Here is a 26,116-nt window from a genome sequence, read left to right as displayed (position 1 = left end):
TGGTCAATTCTCGCTGTACACCTTATATATATTACCAGGCGCGGTATGGATGTCATACTCATACACCTGCTTGACAGGCCGCAGCTGGAAGTCCTTCAGTTCTGGCGACTTCAACGGCTCACGGATCACAGCCGACCTCAACAGGTCGTTATCGCACGCTCCTTGGGCTGGTGTCAGTCCGACTCCCTTCAGAGGCACGTAAGAACGCAGTCGCAGGGTGCCGCCGATCTTCGAGACGATGGTAGCCTCTGTGAGTGTGCCCTGCGCCCATTTCATGTCAACCGTAAAGGCGCCTCGGGCCTGCAGGCCTTTCACCTCTCCTTCCTTCCAGGCGTCGGGCAGTGCCGGCAACAGATGTACAGCACCGTCATGGCTCTGCAGCAACATCTCACAGATACCAGCCGAGCAACCGAAGTTACCGTCAATCTGGAAAGGCGGATGGGCATCAAACAGGTTGGGATAGGTACGTCCATCAGGGAATTCGCCGGCCTTGCTGTCATCGGGCAGCAGATGGAGCATATTCTTGATAATCTGGAAGGCATGGTTGCCATCGAGCATACGCGCCCAGAAATTGATTTTCCATCCTAAGCTCCAGCCCGTAGCCATGTCGCCACGCTGGTTCAGCGTGTTGGCAGCTGCGGTAAAAAGTTCCGGATGTGTAAAAGGTGAAATCTGATTCGAAGGATAGAGTCCATACAGATGTGAGATATGACGATGCTCGTCCTTGGGGTCATCAGCATCAATCAGCCACTCCTGCAACTGTCCATGCTTACCTATCTGCATCGGTGCCAACTTTTCAATAGCGCGTCCGAGCATGGTGGTATAGACCACATTCTGGTAGCCTAATATCTGATGAGCTCTCAGCGTGCTGGTCAGCACATCAAACACAATCTGGTTGTCCATGGTCGAGCCAGCCGTCACTGTGGTTCCCTTACCCATCGGTCCATGTTCCGGCGACACCGTAGGCACGGTAACCAACCAGCCTGCAGCCTGTTTCACCTCACCGTTCTTCGGGTATTCCTGCAGATACGACAACAGGAAATCAGCAGCACCTTTCATCACTGGGAAGAAAGCCTCTAAGAAGCGTTTGTCGCCAGTAAACAGATAGTGCTGCCACAGATGGGTGGTCAGCCAGGCGCCTCCCGTTGGGAACATGCCCCATGTGGTACCATCCACAGGTCCGGCAATACGCCAGAGGTCGGTATTATGGTGCGCCACCCATCCCGGACAATCATACATGGTCCTGGCAGTCTTGGCACCCGTCACACTCAGATCACGGATCATCGAGAACAGAGGCTCCTGGGTCTCTGCCAGATTACCCACTAATGCCGGCCAGTAGTTCATCTCGGTATTGATATTAATGGTATATTTCGAATCCCATGGGGCATTCTGCTTGTCGTTCCACACGCCCTGCAGATTGGCAGGCTGTCCACCAGGCTGCGACGACGAGATCAGCAGATAGCGGCCATACTGCATCATGAGCGACACCATGTCGAGGTCGCTACCGTCGAACGCAGCCAGACGCTTGTCGGTCTCCATCTCTGATTGAGCCGACTGGGGGAACGACAGCGATACACGGTTGTACTGTTCCTGATATCTCTGCAGATGACGCTTCAGCAGCTGTCGGTAGCTCTTGCCATGAAGCGACTGCATCGTGAGATTGTTCTTATAGATGGGATCGCCACTGATATCCTTATAATTCACGTAGTTGGTAGCTGCCGTGATCAGAATGGTGGCAGTAGTAGCCCTACGCACCTGCATGGTATTATCGGTATCCACCACGCTGCCATCCGCCAGCACTTTTACACGCACCTCAGCTTTCAGTTTGCCAGGAATACCCTCGTGGTCTACATTCTGAATCAGGTAGCCATGCTCGTTCTTGGCCACAGCGCCACCTTCTGCCACCTGATTGTCGCGGGTATATGACACCTCGAAGTTCAAGGCCTTTTTCTTGTCAGCCGTCACACGGATGATGATGGCATTATCGGCCTGCGAGGCAAAGACCGTACGCTCATACTTCACCCCATCCACCTCATAGGTCGTGGTGTTCAGCGCATCGGTCAGACTCAGCTCACGACGATAGTTAGTTGGTGCAGCTTGTCCCTGAAAATCGAATACCAGCTTCAGTCCCCCCATGGGCAGGTATTTCTGCCCGTGAGGCCCTTTAAAGAAAGTACGCTCTATTACGTTATGCGCCTCTTTCTCCTTACCTTCGAAAATCAGCTTGCGCACCTCCTGAAGCCTGTTCTTCGCCGCAGGACTGTTGTTGTTGTGCGGCGAGCCACTCCAGAAGGTCTCTTCGTTCAACTGTATCTGCTCTACATCAGTACCGCCAAAGACCATGGCGCCTAAGTGAGAATTACCCACAGGCAGGGCCTCGAGCCAGTGACTGGCAGGCTTGCTATACCACAACTTATGTTGCTGAGCACTCGCTACGATTGCAAGACAAAATGCAATCAAAATGGTTACTAATCGTTTCATTCTGTTACTATAGGTTTGTTTTTGGGCACAAAGATACAAATAAGTAAGTAGAATACCAAATATTATTTCACTTTTTATATTTTAAAGAAAAACCCTGGGACAAGAAACGCTTTTCTTGGGTCCCAGGGAAGGAAAAACTACTAACTACTAATATAACTAAAACAATTTTAACCGATTCTTCTTTTATCTGGGTGCAAAGTTAGTGCAATTTTGCGAAAGTCACTTATTGTTATGTTACAATTACTTTCTTATTTGTTTCAACCTTATAAAAACTGCACTTTTTTAGCACTTTTTCCTATTTAAAGAGGCTCTGTGCCATCTTTTCCAGGCAACGGCGCCAGGTCAGGAACTCGTGTGCTGTGCCCTCAGAAACCAGACCTTCGGCTTTGAATCCGGCAGCCTTCAGTGCCTCAACGCTCTTGTTGATACCCTCTGGGTTCTCCTTGTCGCCACATCCTTCGAAGATATACTTCACAGCCTTGGGGTCCTTGATCTCCTCGGGCATATAGGTACCGCCACTCAGCAGTCCCCAGTAACCGAACATCTCAGGACGGCGCAGAGTGATGAGCTTAGTTTCCATACCACCCATCGACAATCCGGCCATAGCACGATTCCACTTGTCGGCCTTGGTCAGGAAATTCTTATCGATAGTAGGAATCAGCTCGTCGATGAGCACCTTCTCAAACTCCTCTGCAGTAAACTTACCGATGGTACCGAACTTAAAGTCGTTGGTCAGTCCATAGGCCATTACCACGATGAATGGCTTGATTTTACCGTCGGCAATCAGGTTATCCATGATGAGTCCTGCCTTACCCTGTACAGGCCAGCTGGTTTCGTTCTCACCCCAACCATGTTGCAGATACAGAACTGGATAACGCTCCTGTGTCATCTTACCATTCTTACCTTTTACCAACTTGCCGTAACCGTAAGGCAGATAAACATTGGCAGTCTGCATCTTACCTGTGCTCTCGCTCCAGAAGGTTACCTGCTGGATGTTACCATGGTTGATATCCTTGCGATAAGCATAGAAGTCCTGATCCTTGGCAGGAATCTCGATACCACTCTCCCAACGGCAAGAACCGAAGTAATTGTGTGTGCCGGGATCGTTGAACACGCCACCATCGATAGTCAAGTGATAGTAGTGGAATCCAGGATCCATCGGACCCTCAGTAGTACCGGTCCAAACACCATCCTTATCCTTGCGCAGTACGGTACCGCCACGGCCACCAAGACCCAGGCTGACGATGACCGACTTGGCATCGGGAGCCACCACACGGAAACGGGCATACCCCTCTGAGTTCACCATAGGATACTGCTGTCCAGGCTGATTCATGGGGTTGGGCACGAAGTCCTCTTTGGGCTTGCGGTTATCCATAGCGGCATCAAAGTCGCGGATAATCTGCAGCGAGCGCTTAGCCTTGAAGTTCTCGTCGAAAGGCAGTGGGTGGTTGTTCACACCCAGCCAAGAATCCTTATCACTCAGGTTCCAGAAGGTCACGTTCTTAATCACATCCTTGTGCTTGCGGAAGATCTTGAACAAACGGGCATACTGATCCTCCTGCAGTGTCTGCATATAAGCTGGCTGTGGTTTAGCCTCGCCACGCGAGAACATCAGCTGACCACCGCTCTCAGTATTGGTACGCAGATCCAACTCTGTAATATGGATAGTGTTTACAATCTCGCTGAAACGGTTGATAGCCTTTTCCAGCTGCTCCTCATCAGGGAAGTAGATATTGTAGTGGCCCTGCATGCCGATACCATCAATGGGCACACCAGCCTCCTTCATCTTCTTCACCATATTATATATACGCTCACGCTTGCCATTGTCGATGGTGCTGTAGTCATTGTAAATCAGCACACCTGTTGGGTCGGCCTCGCGTGCAAACTCAAAAGCCTTAGCAATAAACTCGTCGCCACACAGCTTAAAGTGACGGCTCTGACGATAAGGACTGGCTGGAACCATCTTGCCATCAACAAACTCGAATGGACGACCATCATCGGCCATAGCCTCATTAACTACGTCCCAAGCATAAACCACATCCTTATAGCGGTTAACCACGGTGTGGATATGCTCGCGCAGGCGCTGGTAGAATACCTCTTTCTTGACGGGCTTACCCTTCTTGTCGGTAAACATCCAGTCGGCAAACTGTGAGTGCCAGCACAGACAGTGACCACGCATCTTGATACCGTTTTCACGACAGAAGTTGGCGATGCTGTCGGCTAAGCCAAAGTTCCATACACCCTCTTTGGGATGAATCTCGCCTGGCTTCCAAGCATTCTCGGCAGTCACGCTATTGAACTGCTTTTTGACAATGGCAGTCTGAGCAGGATCCGAGATGTTGAACTTGTTTACAGCCACACCGATAGTGAAATAGCCTTTATAGGCATCTTTCAGTCCGGGACCCTCGCTGTAATCCACGGGACGTCCCCACTGTGCCGATGCTGTCAGGCTACCGGCGATAAGCGATAACGCTAAGAATAGTTTTTTCATATTTGCTAATTCGTTTTCTGTTATTAATTATCGGCTGCAAAGTTACGACATTTTCCCTTACCACCCTATTTCAAGTGTATCACATACTTTATTATCTGTATCATATCTCCGCATCAAGCCGTCATGACCAAAGAAAAAGGTCTGTGAATATTTGGTGGATTGGAAAATAGTTCGTACTTTTGCAGATACGATTATTTACCTATCAATTATTAATCAACAATCAAAATGAAACAAAAAGTTTTTTTAGCAATTGCATCTATGATGCTTTTAGCTGTATCCTTCGTATCTTGTAGCAAGAGTGAACATGAGAACAAAGAAGAAGTAAAAGACTGGCGTCTGATTTCCATTCAGTACAGCAACTCATCCGGCAATAGCCATCAGGATGCCTTAAGTTACGACGCTGCCGGGAAAATAGTCAAGTGGGAGCAATATCAGAATGGCAATTGCTACACAAATAACTATTCTTATGCAAACAACAAGATAACCATAGATATCGGAACCTTCCAATACGAATGTACGCTTAATAACGGGCGTATAAGTCGACAAGAAAGAATGACTCGTGAGCCCGATATTAAAGACTACGAATATGATGCCAAAGGTTACCTATCAAGAAACTATCCTCTCTCGGTGGAATGCGAATGGAATAACGAGCTTCTAACGAAAATGGCATGGGGGGCTATATCTGAATACACCTATACCAATATCCCCAACAACATTCCTTTTATCATAACCCATAGCGATGCGATTCTGGAGTGGCAAGGCTATTATGGAAAAAGAACGAAATACCTGCCATCGAAAGAAACACGATACACTTATTACAGTTCTGCAGGAGGAAGTCCTACATCAGAAAAACCACTGGTATGCTATGAGTATGTCGACTACGAATACACGGTGTCTGAGGGATTGGTAAAGGAAGTGAAATGCACAACGCACACCACCAATGACTTAGGCGGACTCACCAAAATAGGCGTTTATACCGACAACTGGAAATTCGAATACGAGCCCATCCGTTAGCATCATTCCAAGGAATGGGGTCGGAGAAAATGATCAGATTCTCCGTCCTATGACTCTCCGACCCCGTGGCTCTTAGAGAAAAAATTGACACATTATTGATCGTTTTTTGGATATCGTAGGGGTGACTGAAAAACTGCGAGTTAATTCAAACGATAAAACGAGCTGGCTCATTTTATCAATCGAATTAACTCAGCATAAAAATCGACCTAATTTACTTAAGCCAGCAACCATAATAAAAAGTTCTTACAAGCATCAGAGATAAAAATTAAACTGACCATAGACCGACATCGCTCCAGATAGCAATAATGGTAGTAATAATTTCTGTTTTATATAAAACAGTCATGGTGAAAATGTTGAATCAAAATCTCCGCAACTGCCTGATATTCAGAAACAAAAGCCACCGTTTTGATACTCTTTGAGGTGGTGATGGTGACGTGTATTACAAACTTTTTATAGAATAAAAATCTACCACTTTTTTCTCGCGCGTATGTAGGTTGTGTTTATACGTCACCATTGTCACCCTAAAAATAGTATAAATCACTATGAATCAATAAGTTAAATCATATTATTTAAAAACGTCATTTTTCTAAAAAAGAAAAAAAATGGAGGATGATGTTGTATCTTTGTACTTCTTAAGGCAAGCGAGCCGCAGATAGGTCAGTTTAGGGTTGTCCAAGCGTCATCTTCCACTCGTTCCGCAGTCATCTTCGCATCGTTCCTCAGTCAGCTTAGAGGGGGAAAGTGACTGGACTACGACCGCAAGTTGACTTGCCTTCGAACCATAGTTGCGTCATGCACGACCCATAGTTGACCCTGTCGGCGAGCAACAGAAAGAAATCAATCAAAGGGTCGGTTCTTGTGATTATTCTAATCGGGGATGGGGTCGGAGAAAGCGATTACCTTCTCCGGCCCCTTCATAGTTTCTCACTTATAAAGGAGGGGATTATTTCTTGAACAGATGGGGGATGAACTCGTGGAGGCCGCGGCGCCAGGTGAGCCATTCGTGGGCGGTGCCCTTCGACTCGTTGGCTTCGACCTTAACACCTAACTCACGGAGCTGTTTGACGATGTCGGCACTCTTGATGAAGTCCTGCTCGCCCCAGTTCATATACATGTAATGGATCTGCTTGTTGAAGGTATCGGCATTGGCAAACACACCATCGTAGGCGGTCTTCACGTCGAGACCGAAGATAGCACCACTGAAAGTGCCGAGCCAAGCGAACTTGTCGAGGTTGGTGAGCACCACGTCGAACGTCTGATGACCACCCCACGACAGACCTGCCATGGCACGGTTCTCACGATCGCTCTTGGTACGGAAGGTCTTGTCGATATAAGGAATCAGATCGTTCAACAAGACGGGATAGAACGAGGCACCATACTGCGAACGGCCCTGCTCGTTAGAGGCGCCACTGGCAAAGTTGAACGGCGCCTTGACATCGCCACTCTCCATGACCACAATCATCGGCACAGCCTCGCCCTTGGCAATGGCGTTGTCCATGATATGCTGCATGTGGCCCTGCTTGCTCCAACCGGTCTCGTCCTCACCCATGCCATGCTGCAGGTAGAGCACAGGATAGCGTTTCTTGGCATTAGCCTTGAGCTCGTATTCGGCTGGGGTATAGACCATGGCATGACGCCACGTCTGCTGTTCGTTGCTATAATAATAGATGCTGCGCACCTGACCAGCAGGCACGCCCTGCTGTGGACGGTAGTAGTCGCCCTCGGCAGCCTCAGGAATCTCGATACCACCTGCCTCGCGGTTACAACCGAAGAAGGTCTCGGTAGCAGGATCGATGAAGCGCACACCATTGATCTCCATGAAATAATAATGGAAACCGACAGGCAGTGGATCGGTCACCGCCATGAAGTTACCCTTACCGTCGGGCTGCATATCGTATTTCTTATTGCAGATATCCACAATCACCTTGCGGGCCTCGGGGGCAGCAATGCTGAAGTAGGCACGGCCCTGCTTATCGACCTTGGGGAACTCATTGCCGGGCACAGTGGTCTCGGCGATGAAAGCATCGGCAGGCACCTCGATACGCTTGGGCATCTCAATATGCGGACGCTTGGGTTCGAAACCTAAGTTACGGGCTACAGCCTCGCCATAACGACAGCCCAACTCACGATAGCCGGCAGCATCGAAATGCAGACGGTCGGGACCATTGGTACAATCGTCGGAAGAGATGACCTGTGAGGTGTGGAGCGTCAGAGGCAGCTCGTCGATCTGCTTCTTACAGCCGATGCAGACACCCTTGCCGCCAGCCTGTACGATATTGCCGGCATAGAGGGGCACATCCTCGGGCTTGAGCTGCAGGTCGCCACAGAGGTTGTCGTACACCTGCTTCACCATACCAGCCCACTTAGGATCGCCGGTATTGGTCTCGCCCTGGTGCATCAGGATACCCTTGATGACACCATCCTTCTGGGCCTTCTTGGCCAGAGTAACCAGGCGCTCGTAGGGGTTGTTGTCATAAGCTGCCAGCATGCCCTTCATCCAGTTGGGGGCTGTCTTGACATAGCTCTTTATGCTATCGGGCAGGAAGCCTTTGATGTCGATACCACCGATAGCGACATGGATGACACCAATCTTGATGTTCTCGGGCAGCGATGCCACAAGGGTACGACCGAACCAGTCGGCAGGTGTCAATCCGGTGTTTGGACGGCAGAGCGGAGCCGAAGCCTCGCACCACTCGCCCATCTTACGCCCTTTGTCGGGGAAATCGACAGCAGGCATCAGGAGGAAGCGGGGACCCGGACTGGCCAGATCCTGAGCCTCAGGACGGGCTGCACCTTCCATGTTCGACTGTCCGAAACAGAGGAAGATGTAGAAGTTCTCATCGACGGGCTTCACCTGTTCGGCGACAGCCTTCTTTTTGGGGGCGGCTTTTCGTTTCTGAGCCGACATGCTGGCAGGGAGCACCAACAGTGCAGAGGCCAGCAGGATGGTTTTGATTGTTGATTGTAACATAATACTTATGTGTTGATAAGGAGTTATTTCAAGATTTTCCTGCCGCCCACGACATAGACGCCGCGTGGCAGAGCGTCCCACTGCTGACGGGTACCTACCTTGACACCCTGCAGGGTATAGACGGTCTCGTTATCGGCAGCTCGCTCAACGGTCTGGATGCCAGTGGTGTTACTACCAGCCTTCAGGAAGTCGAAATAGGCGGGAGTATCAAACTTAGCCGATGATGCATCGTGCAGATACTTACTTGTGTACATATTCTTCAGCGTAAAGCCTTGACCTGCTACATATTTGATTTCCCAGACAGCGCCATCAGCTGCGTCCTGACCATACTGTTCATTCAGTCCGAGAATGAAACTGCAGTCGCCATAAATAGAGTAGCCGTTCAGATAGCCAGGACTACCATAAACACTATACTCACTGCCACTCAATGTCAGCAAGCGAAGCAGGTAGCAGCCACTACGACCGGAAATAGCCTCAGCTTTGAACATATAGCCATTGATAGCCTTATCATTAACTACCTGAGTGGCAAGATCGCAACCCAGATTCTGCATCGTAGAACCATAGATCATCTTCACCGTCTCCTTATTCATGATGGCAAATGGCTGGGCAGTGATATCCGACAGACTGCTCAGACTGGTTAGATCACCCAGGTCGAGACCAGTAACCGTGACGGCAAACGACTTTTTCCACTCGGTGCCCTTGATATCGGTATAAGAGACATTGAGCTGCGTCTCGCCACTGGCGAGTGCACAGAGCTGACCGTTCTTCACCGCAGCTACCGCAGGGTTATCGACCGTATAGGTTGCCACGCCCGAGATTTCCTTGGTATGTCCGTCGGCATAGAGTAACTGCAGCGACATCGGTATCTTGTCGCCAAGCATCAGGTCGAACGACTCTTGATCGGCCTTCAACGCCTGAACGGTATAGAAGTCGCCCGTCTCTGCCTCTTCGTCGTCATGAGGCCTGTTCATCTGATAATAGTCGGCATACCAGTCGAAGCAAGCCTTACCGCAGGCCTCTGGATTACCATCGAACGCAGGTGTTACTAACCCATAATTATAGAGAGCATCGAGATCCATGAAATCATGGGGATGCGTGAGGGTCATCGAGATATTGCCGAAATGATCCAGCACAGCCTTGAAAGCCTTACCCCATTTCGAGGTAGAGCCCGTGGCCCAGGTGCCCAGATTCTTATAGACGATATCGCCGAACTCATTACGTTTGATGCTGCCATCGCCATTGGTATCAGGCTCTTTCGGCTCCTTGATAGGACTCCAGTCCACCTCGCTGATCAATATCGGATTGGTATCTACAACGGGTACGGCATCATGGAAACTGGCAATCTTCTGATCAGGATCCGGATTATCGTCGCTACTGTTATACCAACCGGGATAGTCGTGCACGGCATAACCGATATTCTCGCCCTCGATAGGATGCTCTGCATAGCTACGGTAGTTTGACTGGTAGCCAGAGCCTGGAACCCAGATGATACCCGTAAAGCCATTCTCACGGATCTTGTCAACCACCGGCTGGAAGTAGTCGTGCAACGCCTTCGTATCGTCCTGATTGTTGGCGTTCCTGATATTCACAGGCTCATTAGCCAGCTCCAGACTGATCTGTCCGGGATGATCTTTCACAAACTGCTGACTCGAAACGATATCCCAGACCGTTATCAGATACTGCTGATAGTAGTCGCCTACCTTCAGATTGTGAGGACACACGCCGGGAGGGCGCATCACTACAAACAGACCATGATTCATGGCCTTGTCGGCCAGCTTCAGATATAAAGAGGTTAAGTACGTACGCAGACGGGTAGGATTGAATTTCGTGATATCGGCCTCGCCAGTCACACCTTGGGCCTGACCGTCAGAACCGGGATAAACATAAGAACTATTGGGGTCATTGGTCCAGGCTGGGTCCAGATGCAAGCGGAAGATATTGCATTTGGCCTCTTCCATGCCAGCGAACAGCGTTTCAAAATATGGCAGGCATCTCGTTGCGCCAGTAGCGTTATAATTGGTGGGATTCTCCGTCCAGGGCGATCCCCAGCGCCAACCATTAAAATACATGTTGGGCGTGTCCATCACACCGTGGAGCACCACTTGGTTACCATGTTTGTCAACAAGCCATTTTCCTTCAGTGTGGAGCGAGGGCAATGGCTTGACTCCCTGAGCTCCTGCGCCAAGTGCGCACAGAATTGTAATTAGAGTAAATATACGTCTCATGAATGTTTCAGTTTATCAGGGTGCAAAATTACACACTTTCCACCAAACAGCCTTTTTCGCAAGTTACATTTACTTTTGATGACGTATCATACCAACCCTACATACACTTTTTTACCTTGTTTTTGAGTTTATTTAAAATTCTTTTGTATCTTTGCATCCAGAAACATCAATTTCTTGAAACCGAATATGAGACAGACAAAACATTGGATATTCCTGACAATGATCATCGCACTGCTACTGACAGCCTGCGGAGAGGAACAACAGAAAGGTCAGATCAGCGAGGCCGACAAGTTGATTGAAGCCACCCAGAAGACCAGAAAATACACAGAACTGCTGCAAGTGGTTGACAGTCTGGAGACCATCGGCAGCATCACCTCCACCAAAGCATGCTACTGGCGAGGCTATGCCTACGACAAGATGAAACACCAGCGTCTGGCAGAGTACTACTGGAAGGCATCGCTCAACGCGGCTGCCGAATCGACCGATCCCGACGAGATGACCTACTACGCCAGATCGGCAAGCCGACTGGCCAACATGCTCTCCGTGAGAGGTAACTACGAGGAAGGTCTGAACATCAGCATACCGGTTGTGCAGAAACTGGAATCGCTGGATTGCGACAGTACCAGCGACTATCTGAATATCCTGATCTATATAGGCTGTTGCCAGGAAGGCTTAGGCACCAACGAAGGCAATGCTGAAGGATTCAACAAAGCCTACCAGCGACACATGGAGAATATTGAGACCTACCACAACGACCTGGTCTATAAAGACGGTATCACCGGTCTGATCAATATCACCTATAACTATATCTACGCCAAGAAATGGCAGGAGGCACTGAACTGGATCACCCGTTTCGGACAGGTGCTGAGCGAATACGAACAGCGCCTCGACGCCGATGCCGACTATATCGACCGTCAGCTGGCCCGCTATGATATCTACCAGGCCATCGCCCTCGAAGGATTAGGCCGTAGCGAAGAAGCTGCCAAGGCTTATGAGAAGTTCCTGACCACCCAGTTCAGCAACACCCCGAAAGGCCGCATCGATGCCAACGACTATCTGACGACTGCCCACCGGTGGGACGAGGCTGCCGAGAACTACAGCAGTCTGAATGCCATGATGGGCGAGACACCCCAGAACTACTCACTCGAGAATATCGAGAGTCTGGTGCTGAAGAAATACCGCACCAACCTGTTGGCAGGTCGGCGCGACTCAGCCATCCAGGTAGCCATGGATATCAGCAACGCCTTAGGACAGGCCATCACCAAGTCGAAGAACATCGAGAAAGAGGAGTTGGCGGTGATTGTGGATAACGTGGAGAAGATGACTGAGCAGGAGGCCCAGAAAAACCGCAAATACCAAACACTGATTGTCATCGGCTTTGTATGTCTGATACTCTGTATGACCGCGTTTATGGTAGTCCGTCACCGTAAAGCCAAACAGATGGAAGCCCAATACGAGGATCTGCGATACGACTACGACCGCTTGGAGGCCGACACCATCGTGAAAGAGCGCGAGGACTCGGAACTGCGCATCGGCCAGAATATCCAGCAGGTGATGCCACCCAGCCTGATGCCCAAGCACAAGCACTTCGATATGTGGAGCGCCGTCAAGCTCGGACAGATACAGGGCGGTGGCGTGATGGACTTCTGTCTGCGCAACGGCAAGCTGTTCTTCTGCGTTGGTGAGGCAACCGTTGAGGGCGTAAAGGCCTCACTGCTCACCACGCTGGTCAAAGCCCAGTTCCGCACGGCTGCTGCCTTTGAGCCCAGACCCGAGAAAATTATGATGGCCATCAACAGCGCACTGGCCAAGAACGATGAACAAGGTGTTGGCGTACGCCTGTTTGTGGGCGTGCTCGACATCAACAACGGCGTCCTCTACTTCTGTAACGCCAACCACAGTGCACCGCTGTTGGTGAGCAACGAGCTGCACCATCTGCCGGTAGAGCAGAACGTGCCCATCGGCGAGCGCCCCAACTGGAAGTTCGAGGCGCAGGAGACCACACTGTTACCAGGTACGATGCTCTTCCTCAATACCGATGGACTCATCAAAGTGAAGAATGCAGAACACCGCGTCTTCAACGAGAAACGCATGCTGGGCTCTGCCCTGCAGGCCATGAAACTGGACCCACGCCCCAAACCTTTCATCGACAATATGCTTGATGCCGTACAGCACTTTGCCGGCGATTATGAGCAGCGCGATGACATGTCGCTGCTGGCCATCCGGTATAAGGGCGGTGCGAAACTGGAACAGAAGGCTGACGAAGAGCCCGAGCCAGAGACGGAGGTTGAACCCGAGGTACAGCCCGTGGTTGAGCCACAGCAGCCTGAGCCTGAGGTGTTTGAAGCCCCACAGCCCATAGAGGAACCTAAGGTGTACGACGAGCCCGAGTTCTACGACGAACCCGAGATAACCATTGAAGATGCGGAGGCTACTGAAATCTTGTAGCCACCCGCTCCTGACCGTTCAGCTTCCTGGCCGTTTGATAACTGTCGTAGTCAACCGGCTTGGAAGTAAAGTCAGGGATATTAAACGAGTATAACATATTCTGATAATACAGCTTCGGATCACGCTGAGGCAGGAGGAACGGTTTGGCAGCCTTTCCCGTCTTATCAATCGACGCCAGGTAGATCTGGGTATAGAGTCCATTCTCCCGACGACTGGTGAACAGGAACCAACCACTGTTCACGCTCCAGTTATGCCAGCTCTCCGCCCTGTCGCTGTTCACCTCTGTCATCGGCCGCGACACGCCCGTCTGCAGATCGAGCAGCCATAAGTCGGCCTCGGGATGCCATATCGTAAAGTAGCCATAATCCGTCTGGGTGTACATCAGGTAACGCCCATCGTACGAAGGACGGGGCCACGACACACTCTTACCCGTGGCATCGGCACTGACCAGCGTATCCACCTGAGTGCCTAAGGTACCAGTCTGCGCATCGAAGCTGATACGGCACAAACTGTATTTCTCCTGATCGTAATCGGTAGGATAGACCTGACGTTTGGCAGTGGTGAAATAAAGCCACTTGCCATCGGGCGAGAAGGCAGGCGTGTTCTCCGCCCAGTATTTCTTCATGATGATGGTATCGCCCAGCACAGTATGCGTCTCGGTATCATAGACAAACACATCCGACGCGGCATCATAGACCTCAATACGCTTGTTCTTCATATTGGTATGGAACATCTGCGAGGTCTTATTGGTTGAGAACGCACAATAGCGGCCGCCCGGGTGCCAATAGGGATAGACCATCGAGCCACCCAACGAATCGTTCTTGGCTTTGAGCAGTTCGACACGCTCCTTACCCACCACCGTAGCACCATGGCTGCCACGCACATGGAACACAAACTGATCAGGATTGGTACGGTTGGCGGTATGACAGTTCAGGCACTGGTCGGGCGTCTGGGTATTCACTATCAGCGGCTCCTCATCGAAGTTGCTCAGGTTGCGCTGATAGAGTCCCATCCGGCTGTACATCTCGTAGCTGGGCGGAATACGGCGATAGGTGATACCCCAGGCTTCTAATGCCTGCTCACTGACGATCATGGTAAACGGCTGATAGCCAGTCCACTGGCCATCCTTCAGCGCACAGACGGTAAACGTCAGCGCCCCACCCTTGTTCTGCGCCAACAGCTGGTGCCACGCATCGATATCAAAGTCGGCCACATCGCCATTGGCATGCAGATAGCCGCCTTTCGAGCCTGTCACCTCCACGTCGATGGTCTCCACCGCATCGTCGGCCATCACAAAGTTCAATGGCGCAATGTCCGTAGGAATCGTCACCCCCACATAGTCGGGATAGATATCAGGCATCTGGTTCACCTGCTTCACATCGGTTGGCAGACTGCTACAAGCTGCCAGACCGATAGCCAGCAACCAACATCCGACAGCCAACAGCTTCTTAATAGAAGAACATATCATTTCCATGCTCATAAATCTCTTTTAAACGGTGATAATACGGATGATGATCCAGCTGCTGCGGTTGCTCCGCCAGCACTCTCATCCTGCTCGCCCATCCCCGGTAGAAGGTGGTCTGTTCGAGAATGGCGATATACTTCAGTGCCACATCCGTCTGACCGGTGATCAGGTTGGTCTCAACCAGACGGTGTAGCGCTCTTGCACTCTTGTTATGATTAGGGATTGCCTCCATCGCCTCGAACGCCGCACGCTGGGCGATGTTCACCATCCCGACATGCATACACACCTCGCTCATCATGAAGGCCGATGAGATACTACTGAGCGCTTTGGTAGAGAACTCGAAATGGCTGAGCATCTCCTGCTGGTCTATCTGCTGCAGCTGAAACATCGACAGCCCCACCGCATTGCGGATAGCCAACGACTCCGAGCCCTGCTCATGATAGCGGTTCACCACAGCCGACCAGCGCTGCTCACGCACCAGCATGTCGTACGTCATATCCTCGTAGGTGCCGAATTTCGTATCGTCGAGATAATAATCCACGCCTCGCGCCACCTGCTTCAGCGGATAAGGCACCACCCTGGCACTGCCCAGCACGCAAGCCACCAACCAGATGACCAATGCCATGGCGGGCACGATGTTACACCTCTTATATAATATAGGAATCAGCGTGAGCACGATGGCGGGACCGATCAGCCAATAGCCCACCGGCATCAGCACGGTGAGCACAGCCAACTGCGCCTTGCGGTTGAGCAGCTGCACACACACCGCCAGCGCCAATGCTAAAAGAACCGCTACAGTTAACGTCATCGGGAAACGGATATCCGTCCACAGATAAGTCAGCACCAACGACGGCACCAGACTCAACAGAGACAGATACCTATGCTTGGGCGAGCCTATCAACAGGAAGGAGAGCCAGGTGATGACGACAAACAACGCGCCATACCAAATGGCACCCGCCAGCGGGTTCAGGAAGAACTGCACCATCATCTCACCTAAGTACTGCGCCAGTCCACCGGGCACGACAAGCCGTTCCATCAGATAGTCGGTATTCCACAGAAACAGCTGCGCCTGTTCGCGCGCCAAGAGTAAGAACGGCAGTCTGAGCAGGAAATAGCCTGATACCGCTATCCCCAGCACCGCCACGAGCAGCCATAGCCCGTTATGCTGTATATACGTCTTTGCCTTCATCATTTAGGTTAGAAAAAGATGCTGCAAAGTTACAATTTTATTCCAACATCACCAAAGAATTTACAAAAAAAGATGCCGCATCATCACGATGCAGCATCTCCGAAAATACCAAAACAATGTGTCTAATACTAACTACTATAACTAACTTATAAAATTTAGTCAATCAGAAATTAATTTTCACCTGTGTAACCAGCATTCTGCTCACACTCAGAGTTCATGAGAATCTCGTTCTCAGGAATTGGCATAAACATCTTATCCATGCTGAAGTTGAAGCTACGGGCAGTACGCCACTCCATGATTACAGAAGGTCCGTTCTCAGGTAAAGAGTTCTTTGGATATACAGTGTTTACGTGATCCTCCAAGAAACCTGACTTGTGCATATCTGAACGCAGGTAAGGCTCTGCAGAGAACTCCTTGCGGCGCTCGATATTAACAGCAACCTTCCAAACCTCTGAGCTATAGCCATAATCATTCTTAATCTTGGTGTAGTACTCCTTAGCATCGGGAACGTTAACCTTCTCAGTATTGAATGGGAAAGGATAGCTTGTTACGTCAACAGCATCACCATGACCCTGATCGCCGTAGAAATCGGCCATCTTCTGATGGTAAGCCAGATACTTAGACAGGTCCTTACCAACCTCGAGGTTACCGAATGCACGCTCACGGATCTGCTTTACGAGATCCCAGCCTTCATTCTCCTTACCAAGACGGAAACAGCACTCTGCCTGGTCGAGCAGTACGTTAGCATAACGCTTGAAGTAGATGTGGTCGGGGAGCCAGAGCATACCTGTTGACCAGTCGCAACCACGACCGTTACGCCAGTGCTTTGTTGACCATACGGTAGGAGCGGGGTCAGAAGCCTCCCAGTGGAAACCGTCCCAACCTACATACTCCTGATTGAATGGGTTGAAGCCAATGGGGTGCAGAGGGTCATAGATACCATTGTCACCCTTTTCAGTAATCTTATAGGCATCATAGGTATCCTGATCGAATACATAGTCATCCTTGCCATCTACAGTCACCTTCTTGTATCCACGCAGGTGGCTCTTGTTGGCCTTCATCCAAGCTTCAGAGGGCTTTACACGCTGTTCCCATGTGGGATGATCCTTGCGCAACTCGTAAGGAACAGTTGCAGTTACCATTGAACCATCACGACGCTTGTCGAAAGAACCTGCATAATCTCCATCAAGATAATTCTCGAAAGAGTCATACAACTCCCAAGACATCTGGTAAGTACCCCATGCACCGTTTGATGTAGGACCAAAGTAGAAACCAGTCCAACCATGTGCGCCGGCGTGCTTAGAGTTATCCCATGAACCATATTCATCACCACAGTTCAGAAGAATCTGCCAGATACACTCCTTAGGCCATGCCTCATCAGCATCGTACAGAGTCGTGTAAGAAGGATTCAGCTCATATACGCCACTATCGATAATCTTCTTGAAAGTATCGTAAGCCAGCTGGTAGCACTCGTTAGCCTTCTCGGGAACGGTGTAAGCTTTCCACATGTAGGCGTCGCCGAGGAATGCCAGAGCCATACCCTTGGTACAACGACCATACTGACCCTGGAATGGTTCCCAGTCGAGCAGTTCAGCAGCCTCCTTAAAGTCGGCAATCACGAAGTCCCACATCTCCTCGAAATCCTTAGCCTTAGCCTTGGTGGGCGTATTGTTATAGTTCTCACCAGTGATCAAGAGGGGCACACGGCCGAAGGTATTAGCCAGACCGAAGAACTCGAAGCCACGGAGAGCCATCGCCTCACCCTGCAGATGGCGCTTTACATCATCAGAGATGTTTTCAGCGGTCTCCAAACCAGCCAGGAAGTCGTTACAACGAGATGCACAAGTGTAAGACTGGGTCCAGAAGGTCTTCAGCTGAGCCTGTGAAGATGTCCAACCCTGGGTCATGAAGTCCTTATCCCAACCAGAGGCCTGAGAGTCCATTGTGGGGTGACAGCCATTGAAGATCCAGTATTTATAAGGGTCGTCATTCGTACGAGGCAGGAGCTGGTCGTAACAACCAGTCATACCCTTAATGGCGTTGGCATCCGACTCAAACAACGCATCACCTGACAGCATCGAGTAGTGCGTAACATCGAGGAACTCATCGTTGTTGCAAGAGGTCAGGCCTAAACCCATAGCACCGCACAACGCAGCTCCGAAAATGAAATATCTTGTTTTCATATTTGTTGATTCTTTATGATTTTCTTAACTACTTAATCTACTTAACTACAAAGTTTAGAATGTAACATTAACACCGAATGAATAGGTACGTGGCATTGGATAACGACCAGTATCAAGACCAGTGTAGAGTACACTTCCCTGACCGCACTCAGGATCTCCGTACTTGTTGTAGCCAGAGATGCAGCATACATTCTGAACAGCGAGGTAAACTCGTGCATTCTGGATGAACAGCTTGCTGGCGATGTTCTTGGGGAGGGTATAACCAACCTGAATGTTAGAGATCTTCAGGAAGTCACCATTCTTAATCCAAGCGTCGCTACCGCGCATGTTGTAGTTCTCATCAAGAATTGACAGACGAGCCTCAGTTCCATTAGGATTAGAGGGTGACCATGCGTTAGCAGCAGCCTCCTTCAGGATGTTTGGAGAGGTACCATCGTCAGAGCAGAACATGTTGGTCAGACGCATAGCTGAGTAAGAGTAGATCTTCTGACCGAGTACACCGTGCATCTGCATGGTGAAGTCGAAGTTCTTATAGCTTGCACCGAGTTTCAAACCGTAGTTCAAAGTTGGGAAACCATGACCGAGGATATCCATATCACCCTCGTCGATTGTACCATTACCATCGAGATCCTTGAACATATAGTCACCCAATCGAGCTTTTTCCTGACCCTGTGCCTTAGCCTTAGCAAGCATAGTTTCGTCCTTAATGATACCCTCTACACGGTAGCCATAGAATGATCCTACAGCCTCACCTTCCTTACAGATAGAGTGGTTGCCCCAGTGATAACCATCGGCAGCACCTACAGCACCGGTGTTAGAACCGTCACCAGTTCCCTGACCAGATGAGTCTGAGTTAGTGTTGTAGATAGGATCACCCATCTTCTTAACCTTATTGCTCAGAGTAGAACCAGTCAGAGTAGCATTTACGGTCCAGTCCTTATTGATGCGCTTGTTGTAGCCAACCATGAACTCGATACCCTTGTTCTGGATCTCACCATAGTTGGTATAGATGCTTGCGAAACCTGATGAAGGACGGATGTTACGCCAAAGCAGCAGGTCCTTAGAGGTACGTACGAAGTAATCCAAACCGATAACGAGCTCGCTGTTGAAGAAAGCAGCGTCGATACCGAAGTTGAGCTGTTCGTTGGTCTCCCACTTCAGGTTAGTATCCTTCAGAACAGAGTAGTAACCCATTGTTACGTTAGGAGTACCGGTACCCATACCAAGAGCATCGTTAGCACCATAGTAAATATAACGACCATCAACGTTCAAACCGATTACAGCATTGTCGGTAGCACCACCGGCATTACCAGTCTGACCCCAACCGAAACGGAGCTTCAAGTTGTTCACCCATTTAACGTCCTTCATGAAGTCCTCCTCAGAGATACGCCAACCGGCAGCTACTGATGGGAAGGTACCCCAACGGTTACCAGCACCGAAGTTAGAAGAACCGTCGCGACGGATAGTAGCAGTCAACAGATAACGATCCATCAGGCTGTAAGCCACACGACCGAAGTAAGAGATACCGCGGCTCTCGAGGTTCAAGCCACCACTTGCATTACGCTTGGTAGGCTGAGTGGTCAGACCCAGGTCACGGTTGTTAGCAGACTCATAACCTACAGAAGAACCGCTAACCCACTGACCATACCAGCGAGAAACCTCATTACCGAGCATGACAGTCAGGTTGTGGATATCGTTGGTCCAGTTGTAAGTAGCTGTATTCTGGATGCGGAGAGTCTGGCTCTCGCTATCACCGAGGTCGAAACGATAGTCGTTGTTCTCAGCTGGGTTATAGTAAGCGTCACCATTACCCTTAGTTACGTCGATAGCCTGACCATTGATATAGTTCACGCGCTTGATACCACCATAGAAGTTCTGGTTAGAACTTGCACTGTAGTCATAAGAAATCTGAGACTTCAAAGAGAGGCCCTTGATAGGAGTGATAGTCAGGTGAGCAGTAGAAAGAGTACGGTTGTTACGGTTACGACCGTTCAGCTCCATCTGCTTAGCATACATATTACCTAAGGTAGTACCCCAGAAACCATCGTTGAAGTTCTTACCACCAGTAACATCACCATAAGTACCGTCAGGATTTACAACGTTTGGAGAAACGTATGTACCTGCAGGAATACCATGATCCTTATAAGTAACGGTACCGCTGGTAATGAAGTCCATTGAAGGACATGCGAAAGCGTAGTCACGCAGAGATGACAGGTTACCGAAGTTACCTACAGACACGTTTGAACCATGGCTGTCAGAGTGGGTCCAAGAAACATCGGCACCAAATGAGATGAATTTGTTAACCTGTGTGGTTACATTAGCGCGGGCATTGAGGCGCTGATAAGTAGTATTAACAACTACACCATCATTGCGCAGGAAGCCGATAGAAGCGTTGTACTGGGTCTTCTCGTTACCACCAGAAGCAGAAACATTGTAGTTCTGGCGCCAAGCGGCACGTGTCATCTGGTCCTGCCAGTCAATGTACTTACGCTTGCCATCATACTCCTCATCCCAAACAGGATTCCACATCAGAGCCTTACCATTATATACCTGACCGTCGTTGATACGGGCCTGGCGGAGGTTTCTGGCGTACTGGTCGCCATCACAAACATCCAGTGTAGAGCTGAGAGTCTGAATACCGAAGTCGGCTGTTACATTAATATTAGTATGACCCTTTGTACCATGCTTGGTGGTGATCATGATCACACCGTTAGCACCTGCAGCACCATAGATAGCGGTAGCAGAGGCATCCTTCAAAACGTCGATAGTCTCGATGTCGCTGGGGCTTACGAAGCTGGCGTCAGTACCAACCTGGATACCGTCAACAACATACAGAGGAGCAGCACTACCATTAATGGTAGCGACACCACGGATACGTACCTGAGCCTTAGCATCAGGAGAACCGTCCTGCATGGTAACGATTACACCAGGAGCTGCGCCCTGCAGACCCTGTGCGATGTTGATTGGAGCACGCTTCATCATGTCCTCTGTGTTTACAGAAACAACAGAACCAGTGATGTCGCTCTTCTTCATAGTACCGTAACCAACAACTACGATGTCGCTCAGTACCTGTGCATCTTCCTTCAACACGATGGTGAGATTAGATTTACCGGCTACTTTTACACTCTGAGACACATAGCCTACATAAGAGATGTTCAGGGTAGCATTAGAGGCTGCCTGAAGCTGGAAATTACCATTGAAGTCAGTGATCACACCAGTATTAGTACCTTGTACCTTTACTGAAGCACCAATGATTGGTTCACCAGCTTCATCATTCACCGTTCCCTTAACCAGACTCTGAGCCAGCGCTCCCAATGGGAACAAACAGAGCAGGAACAGTGCCATTAACGGCTTTTCGATTGATTTAAAATTCCACATAATTAATTTAATTAGTTAGATAATTGTAATATATGTTTGGCTGAATTTGTCATTCAAACCTAAAGTTTTAAGCTTGCAACAGCATTGGCGTTATTGGCCGCGTTTTCGGCTGCAAATATATATTAAAATTAACTTAAATACTTTATTTTATGTAACGCAGAGTTTATAAAATCAAAATAATGCCTTAAAATGTTACACGACACAAATTTTGTGTTACAAATTGCAAACAAACATTATTAAACGTTTAACAATAATTCTACTCATATTATTAAAAAATATGTAACTTTGCAACAGAAAGCATGACAATAATAAGTAATAAACCATCGCCAATGAAGAAAATTTGTATTTCAGTACTGATGTCTGTGCCTTTGCTGACCATGGCACAGAACCCAGTGATCCGCGACCAGTTCTCGGCCGACCCGACGGCTCGCGTGTTCAACAACAAGGTGTATCTCTATCCATCGCACGACATCCTGCCACCTGCCAACCAGCAGCGCAAGGACTGGTTCACCATGGAGGACTACCATGTATTCTCGTCGGAGAACCTGACCGACTGGACCGACCATGGTGTGATTGTTACCCAGAACAAAGTACCCTGGGTGAAGCCTAACTCCTACTCGATGTGGGCACCCGACTGTATCTACAGAAACGGGAAGTACTACTTCTATTTCCCCTCAACACCTGCTAACGGCTTCGGTTTCGGCATCGGTGTAGCCATCGCCGACAGTCCTGAAGGACCATTCGTACCAGAAGCAGAGCCCATCAAAGGCATCAGCGGCATCGACCCCTGTGTGCTCCAGGCATCTGACGGCAATGCCTATATCTTCTGGGGAGCAGGTCGTTGTGCCAAGCTCAAACCCAACATGAAGGAACTTGCCGACGATACCCCCAAGGAGAAAGTGAAATGGGGCGACCGCGAATTCGAGATGTATGGTGTGAACTGCCTGAAAGGGCTGCCTAACCGTCAGGCGGAAGGTCCATTTGCCTTTGAGTACAACGGCAACTACTACCTCACCTACCCTTACGTCAGAGAGAATACCGAAGTACTGGGCTATGCCATGAGCAAAAGCCCGATGGGGCCCTACGAATACAAAGGACTGATCATGGCCGAGCACGACAACGGCTGCTGGACCAACCACCACAGCATCGTCAACTACAAGGGCCAGTGGTATCTGTTCTATCACCGTAACCATTTCTCACCCCGCGACGACAAGCGCCGCTCGGTATGTATCGAGAAACTGAGCTTCAACCCAGACGGCACCATCCAGGAGGTGAAGCAGACCATGCGTGGTGTGGGTATCAACCAGGCCACAGAACGTATTGATATCGACCGCTACAGCGCTGCCAGTCAGGATGTGACCACTCAGCTGATCGACACCGTGAACACCTTCCGCAGCTTCCAGGCTACCCTCCCTGCCAAAGGCAGCTGGTTGCGATACAACGATGTGGATCTCGCCTGTCTGACCGACGGCTATGTCCTCATCAATGCCAAAGCCGCCAATAACACCAAGTTCTATCTCCGTGAGAAGAATGCCAAAGGCAAGATCATCGCCAAGTTCGATATGACCGTGAAGCCTGAGATGCCTGCCGGAACTCCCGCTATGTTCCGTCGCGACTTCAGTAACCAGTGGCTCACCCTCACAGCGCCATTGGAGTACACCCCCAAAGGTGTGACCGACCTGGTGATCACCGTTGAAGGCGATGCCGGCATCAGCGTGGACTGGGTACAGTTCAAGAACCGTCCTAAGTATTTCTCACGTGCTACTGCCACACCAGCAAAGCCCGATGAAGAAGGTTTCATCCGCCGTTGGCTGCTCTTAGAGCCTATCGACAAGCCCAACAGCGGCAATACAGTATTTACCGACTCTTATCTGCGTGAACATTTCAACATGCCCTATTTCAAAGGACAGCAGACTATCGTACCAAAGGATGGTCAGAAGGTGAAGGTATCCTTCAAACGCGAAGAGGTACCCGCCGGCTTCGGCCGCAGCTTCGGCCAGTCTCAGGAGCCTGCTAAGCCCAAAATAGTCAACGTTAATCAGACGCTCACCTGGCACGCCCTCGACAGCGAGAACATGAACGTGAAGCTGTTCCGCTTTGCCGAGAAATGGGGCCAGCAGGTATATGGCGTGCTCTTCTGGGCAGTAACCATTATCGACTGCGACGAGGATATCGACAATGTCCGTCTGGCCGTAGGTTCCAACTCCGCCTCGATGTGGTGGCTGAACGGCGAAGAGGCCCTGCTGCTTAGTGGCGACCGTCGCATGGTGAAGGACGATGCCATGTCGCCACGTCTGAAGCTGAAGAAAGGTCGTAACATCCTGCGTGGTGCCATCATCAACGGCCCCGGCATGAGCGACTTCTGCGTCCGTTTCCTCGACGAGAAAGGTACTCCCGTTACCAACTACAAGGTAGTTAATAATTGAAAACTGACAATTGATAATTGATAATTATGAAAAAACTTCATACAATACTGGCGACACTTGCTGTAACAGCAGCCGCTCATGCGCAGATTGGCGCTCCTTATATTCACGACCCCTCGACACTTGCTGAGTGTGATGGCAAATACTACACCTTCGGTACTGGCGGCGGTGGCCTCATCTCGGCCGACGGCTGGAGCTGGAACAGCGGTGCCGACCGCCCTGGTGGCGGCGCAGCACCCGACGTTCTGAAGATTGGCGACCGTTACCTATGTATCTATGGCGCCACGGGTGGTGGCTTAGGCGGCGGTCACGCTGGTCGTATCCTCACCATGTGGAACAAGACCCTCGACCCCAAGTCGCCCGACTTCAAATGGACAGAGGCTGTAGAGGTGTGTGCCTCTGACGGCATGGAGGATCAGGACGCCATCGACCCAGGACTCCTGTTAGACCCCACCACGGGGCGTCTGTGGGTCAGCTACGGCACGTATTTCGGTACCATCCGACTGATAGAACTCGATCCCAAGACCGGTTTCCGTAAGAAAGGCAACAAAGAGAAGGACATTGCCATCGACTGCGAGGCATCCGACCTGATGTACCGCGATGGCTGGTACTATCTGCTGGGAACCCACGGCACCTGCTGCGACGGCGTGAACTCTACCTATAATATCGTAGTAGGTCGCTCACGCAGTGTTCAGGGCCCTTATCTCGACAATGTGGGCCGCGACATGTTGCATGGTGGCGGTAAGATGGTGATTGCTGCCGAGGAGCGTGCCTGCGGTGCCGGACACTTCGGCCGTTACATCATCGACGAAGGCGTAGAGGTGATGTCGTTCCACTGGGAGGCCGACTTCGAACGGAGCGGTCGCTCGGTATTGGCCGTACGTCCTCTCGTCTGGAAGAACGGCTGGCCTGTAGCTGGTGATAACTTCAAGGGCGGCACCTTCGAGATTGAGTCGGAGCGTCGCGGTTACGCCTTAGAGCTGACCGTTGATTTCGTCCGTATGCAGCAGGAGCGTCAGGGCTGGTTCAACCGTGAGCAGATGCAGCAGCCCGTAAAACCCATTGCCAACCAGACACTTGCCGAGGTCATCGGCACCTGGCCTCAGGGTAACATCCCTGCTCGTATCGGCGACTATATGCACCGTCCGCACCAGCGCTGGACCATCACACCGGTTGATGCTGCCGGCGGCTATCTGAGCAATCCTTACTTCAAGATCACCATCGAAGGTACAGAGCGTGCCCTCGCTGCTACTGCCGACAAGGAGGTGACCACAGTTCCCGCCTATACCGGCGCCGACGAGCAGCTCTGGCGTATCGAACAGCTCACCGACGGTACCTACCGTATCATGCCGAAGGCCATCCCTGGTCAGCCCGGTGTGAACACCGAGTTCTGCCTCTATTCAGCAGGTGACTCTACGCCGACATTAGCAAAGTATGATTTCACTTCCGACAACTCGAAGTGGAACTTCAAGAACCACTAAACAATAAAGCTCCCCTCCTTATGCGGGAGGGCACTGAAAAAGCCCTCCATTTGAGGGGGCAACCTTGATTTTTATTAAAAGCAGATTGCATATAGCCGTTACATACGGATTGGCAATCTGCTTTTTTCAATTTTCAGTTTGTGGTCAGTAATACCCCCAGATGAGGTTTATACGGCTTCTTAAAGAGCTTTTTTTGAGAAATATATTCTTTGCTCAGATTAGTTTGAGGATTCTCTTGATATTTGCGGCAAAAATGGTGATAGCTCCTTGCATTTGCATGGAGTACAGGCCATATGATTCTGCCCTGTTGTAGCCATAGACGTGCTTCAGCTCTGCATTTTTTGCCTCTATCTTATATCTTTCCCTG

The 26,116-nt window shown here is 50.3% G+C and carries 13 protein-coding genes; 4 read left to right on the top strand and 9 right to left on the bottom strand.

What is annotated here, in order from left to right; all coding sequences use genetic code 11:
* Positions 1 to 3: 3 nt before the first annotated feature.
* A complete protein-coding gene (locus T491_RS0101380; protein WP_028902294.1) occupies positions 4 to 2,481 on the bottom strand; it encodes a glycoside hydrolase N-terminal domain-containing protein in 2,478 nt (825 codons plus the stop codon).
* Positions 2,482 to 2,776: 295 nt separating this feature from the next.
* Positions 2,777 to 4,972 (bottom strand): bifunctional endo-1,4-beta-xylanase/feruloyl esterase, encoded by a 2,196-nt coding sequence (gene xyn10D/fae1 / locus T491_RS0101375; RefSeq protein WP_028902293.1) that lies wholly within the window; start codon positions 4,970 to 4,972, stop codon positions 2,777 to 2,779.
* Positions 4,973 to 5,230: 258 nt separating this feature from the next.
* On the opposite strand from xyn10D/fae1, the gene T491_RS0101370 reads away from it, so the two are divergent.
* The gene (locus T491_RS0101370; RefSeq protein WP_197018770.1) at positions 5,231 to 5,986 is read left to right on the top strand and encodes a hypothetical protein; all 756 of its coding nucleotides are present in this window, start codon (positions 5,231 to 5,233) and stop codon (positions 5,984 to 5,986) included.
* Between the two features lie 943 nt (positions 5,987 to 6,929).
* On the opposite strand, the gene T491_RS0101365 is transcribed toward T491_RS0101370, so the two are convergent.
* Both T491_RS0101365 and T491_RS15385 read right to left on the bottom strand, forming a co-directional pair.
* Positions 6,930 to 8,957, bottom strand: a complete 2,028-nt coding sequence (locus tag T491_RS0101365; RefSeq protein ID WP_028902291.1) for a bifunctional carbohydrate acetyl esterase/feruloyl esterase — start codon at positions 8,955 to 8,957, stop codon at positions 6,930 to 6,932.
* 23 nt (positions 8,958 to 8,980) lie between these two features.
* Positions 8,981 to 11,182 (bottom strand): cellulase family glycosylhydrolase, encoded by a 2,202-nt coding sequence (locus T491_RS15385; RefSeq protein WP_051522903.1) that lies wholly within the window; start codon positions 11,180 to 11,182, stop codon positions 8,981 to 8,983.
* A 186-nt stretch (positions 11,183 to 11,368) separates the two neighbouring features.
* On the opposite strand from T491_RS15385, the gene T491_RS0101355 reads away from it, so the two are divergent.
* The gene (locus tag T491_RS0101355; RefSeq protein ID WP_028902290.1) at positions 11,369 to 13,630 is read left to right on the top strand and encodes a SpoIIE family protein phosphatase; all 2,262 of its coding nucleotides are present in this window, start codon (positions 11,369 to 11,371) and stop codon (positions 13,628 to 13,630) included.
* Here T491_RS0101355 and T491_RS0101350 read toward each other — a convergent pair.
* From T491_RS0101350 to T491_RS0101335, 4 genes are all read right to left on the bottom strand, one after another.
* The gene (locus tag T491_RS0101350) at positions 13,614 to 15,098 is read right to left on the bottom strand and encodes a PD40 domain-containing protein (RefSeq protein ID WP_081773191.1); all 1,485 of its coding nucleotides are present in this window, start codon (positions 15,096 to 15,098) and stop codon (positions 13,614 to 13,616) included. The genes T491_RS0101355 and T491_RS0101350 overlap by 17 nt on opposite strands.
* Entirely contained in the window at positions 15,079 to 16,287 is a 1,209-nt protein-coding gene (locus tag T491_RS0101345; RefSeq protein ID WP_028902288.1) for a DUF6057 family protein, read from the bottom strand. The genes T491_RS0101350 and T491_RS0101345 overlap by 20 nt, the downstream gene beginning before the upstream one ends.
* Before the next feature lie 167 nt (positions 16,288 to 16,454).
* Complete coding sequence (locus tag T491_RS0101340) at positions 16,455 to 18,467, bottom strand: RagB/SusD family nutrient uptake outer membrane protein (RefSeq protein ID WP_028902287.1); 2,013 nt, start codon at positions 18,465 to 18,467, stop codon at positions 16,455 to 16,457.
* 54 nt (positions 18,468 to 18,521) lie between these two features.
* Positions 18,522 to 21,812, bottom strand: coding sequence for a TonB-dependent receptor (locus tag T491_RS0101335; protein WP_231480150.1), 3,291 nt, complete (start codon positions 21,810 to 21,812; stop codon positions 18,522 to 18,524).
* Between the two features lie 362 nt (positions 21,813 to 22,174).
* Here T491_RS0101335 and T491_RS17980 point away from each other — a divergent pair, with 362 nt between their 5' ends.
* Both T491_RS17980 and T491_RS0101325 read left to right on the top strand, forming a co-directional pair.
* Positions 22,175 to 24,271 (top strand): family 43 glycosylhydrolase, encoded by a 2,097-nt coding sequence (locus T491_RS17980; RefSeq protein WP_231480149.1) that lies wholly within the window; start codon positions 22,175 to 22,177, stop codon positions 24,269 to 24,271.
* Between the two features lie 26 nt (positions 24,272 to 24,297).
* Entirely contained in the window at positions 24,298 to 25,749 is a 1,452-nt protein-coding gene (locus T491_RS0101325; protein ID WP_028902285.1) for a family 43 glycosylhydrolase, read from the top strand.
* Positions 25,750 to 25,962: 213 nt separating this feature from the next.
* Here T491_RS0101325 and T491_RS17290 read toward each other — a convergent pair.
* Positions 25,963 to 26,116: transposase (locus T491_RS17290; RefSeq protein ID WP_197018769.1), on the bottom strand; the 154-nt coding region annotated here is incomplete at its 5' end.

The organism is Prevotella sp. P6B4 (assembly GCF_000619985.1).
Lineage (GTDB): Bacteria > Bacteroidota > Bacteroidia > Bacteroidales > Bacteroidaceae > Prevotella.
The sequence above is the reverse complement of the archived record's forward strand: the minus strand, read 5'-3'. Positions and strand labels throughout refer to the sequence as shown.

Excerpts from the sequence above, each read along its gene's own strand:
- T491_RS0101380 (WP_028902294.1), bottom strand. The coding sequence starts at position 2,481 with ATGAAACGATTAGTAACCATTTTGATTGCATTTTGTCTTGCAATCGTA.
- xyn10D/fae1 (WP_028902293.1), bottom strand. The coding sequence starts at position 4,972 with ATGAAAAAACTATTCTTAGCGTTATCGCTTATCGCCGGTAGCCTGACA.
- T491_RS0101370 (WP_197018770.1), top strand. The coding sequence starts at position 5,231 with ATGATGCTTTTAGCTGTATCCTTCGTATCTTGTAGCAAGAGTGAACAT.
- T491_RS0101365 (WP_028902291.1), bottom strand. The coding sequence starts at position 8,957 with ATGTTACAATCAACAATCAAAACCATCCTGCTGGCCTCTGCACTGTTG.
- T491_RS15385 (WP_051522903.1), bottom strand. The coding sequence starts at position 11,182 with ATGAGACGTATATTTACTCTAATTACAATTCTGTGCGCACTTGGCGCA.
- T491_RS0101355 (WP_028902290.1), top strand. The coding sequence starts at position 11,369 with ATGAGACAGACAAAACATTGGATATTCCTGACAATGATCATCGCACTG.
- T491_RS0101350 (WP_081773191.1), bottom strand. The coding sequence starts at position 15,098 with ATGATATGTTCTTCTATTAAGAAGCTGTTGGCTGTCGGATGTTGGTTG.
- T491_RS0101345 (WP_028902288.1), bottom strand. The coding sequence starts at position 16,287 with ATGATGAAGGCAAAGACGTATATACAGCATAACGGGCTATGGCTGCTC.
- T491_RS0101340 (WP_028902287.1), bottom strand. The coding sequence starts at position 18,467 with ATGAAAACAAGATATTTCATTTTCGGAGCTGCGTTGTGCGGTGCTATG.
- T491_RS0101335 (WP_231480150.1), bottom strand. The coding sequence starts at position 21,812 with ATGGCACTGTTCCTGCTCTGTTTGTTCCCATTGGGAGCGCTGGCTCAG.
- T491_RS17980 (WP_231480149.1), top strand. The coding sequence starts at position 22,175 with ATGAAGAAAATTTGTATTTCAGTACTGATGTCTGTGCCTTTGCTGACC.
- T491_RS0101325 (WP_028902285.1), top strand. The coding sequence starts at position 24,298 with ATGAAAAAACTTCATACAATACTGGCGACACTTGCTGTAACAGCAGCC.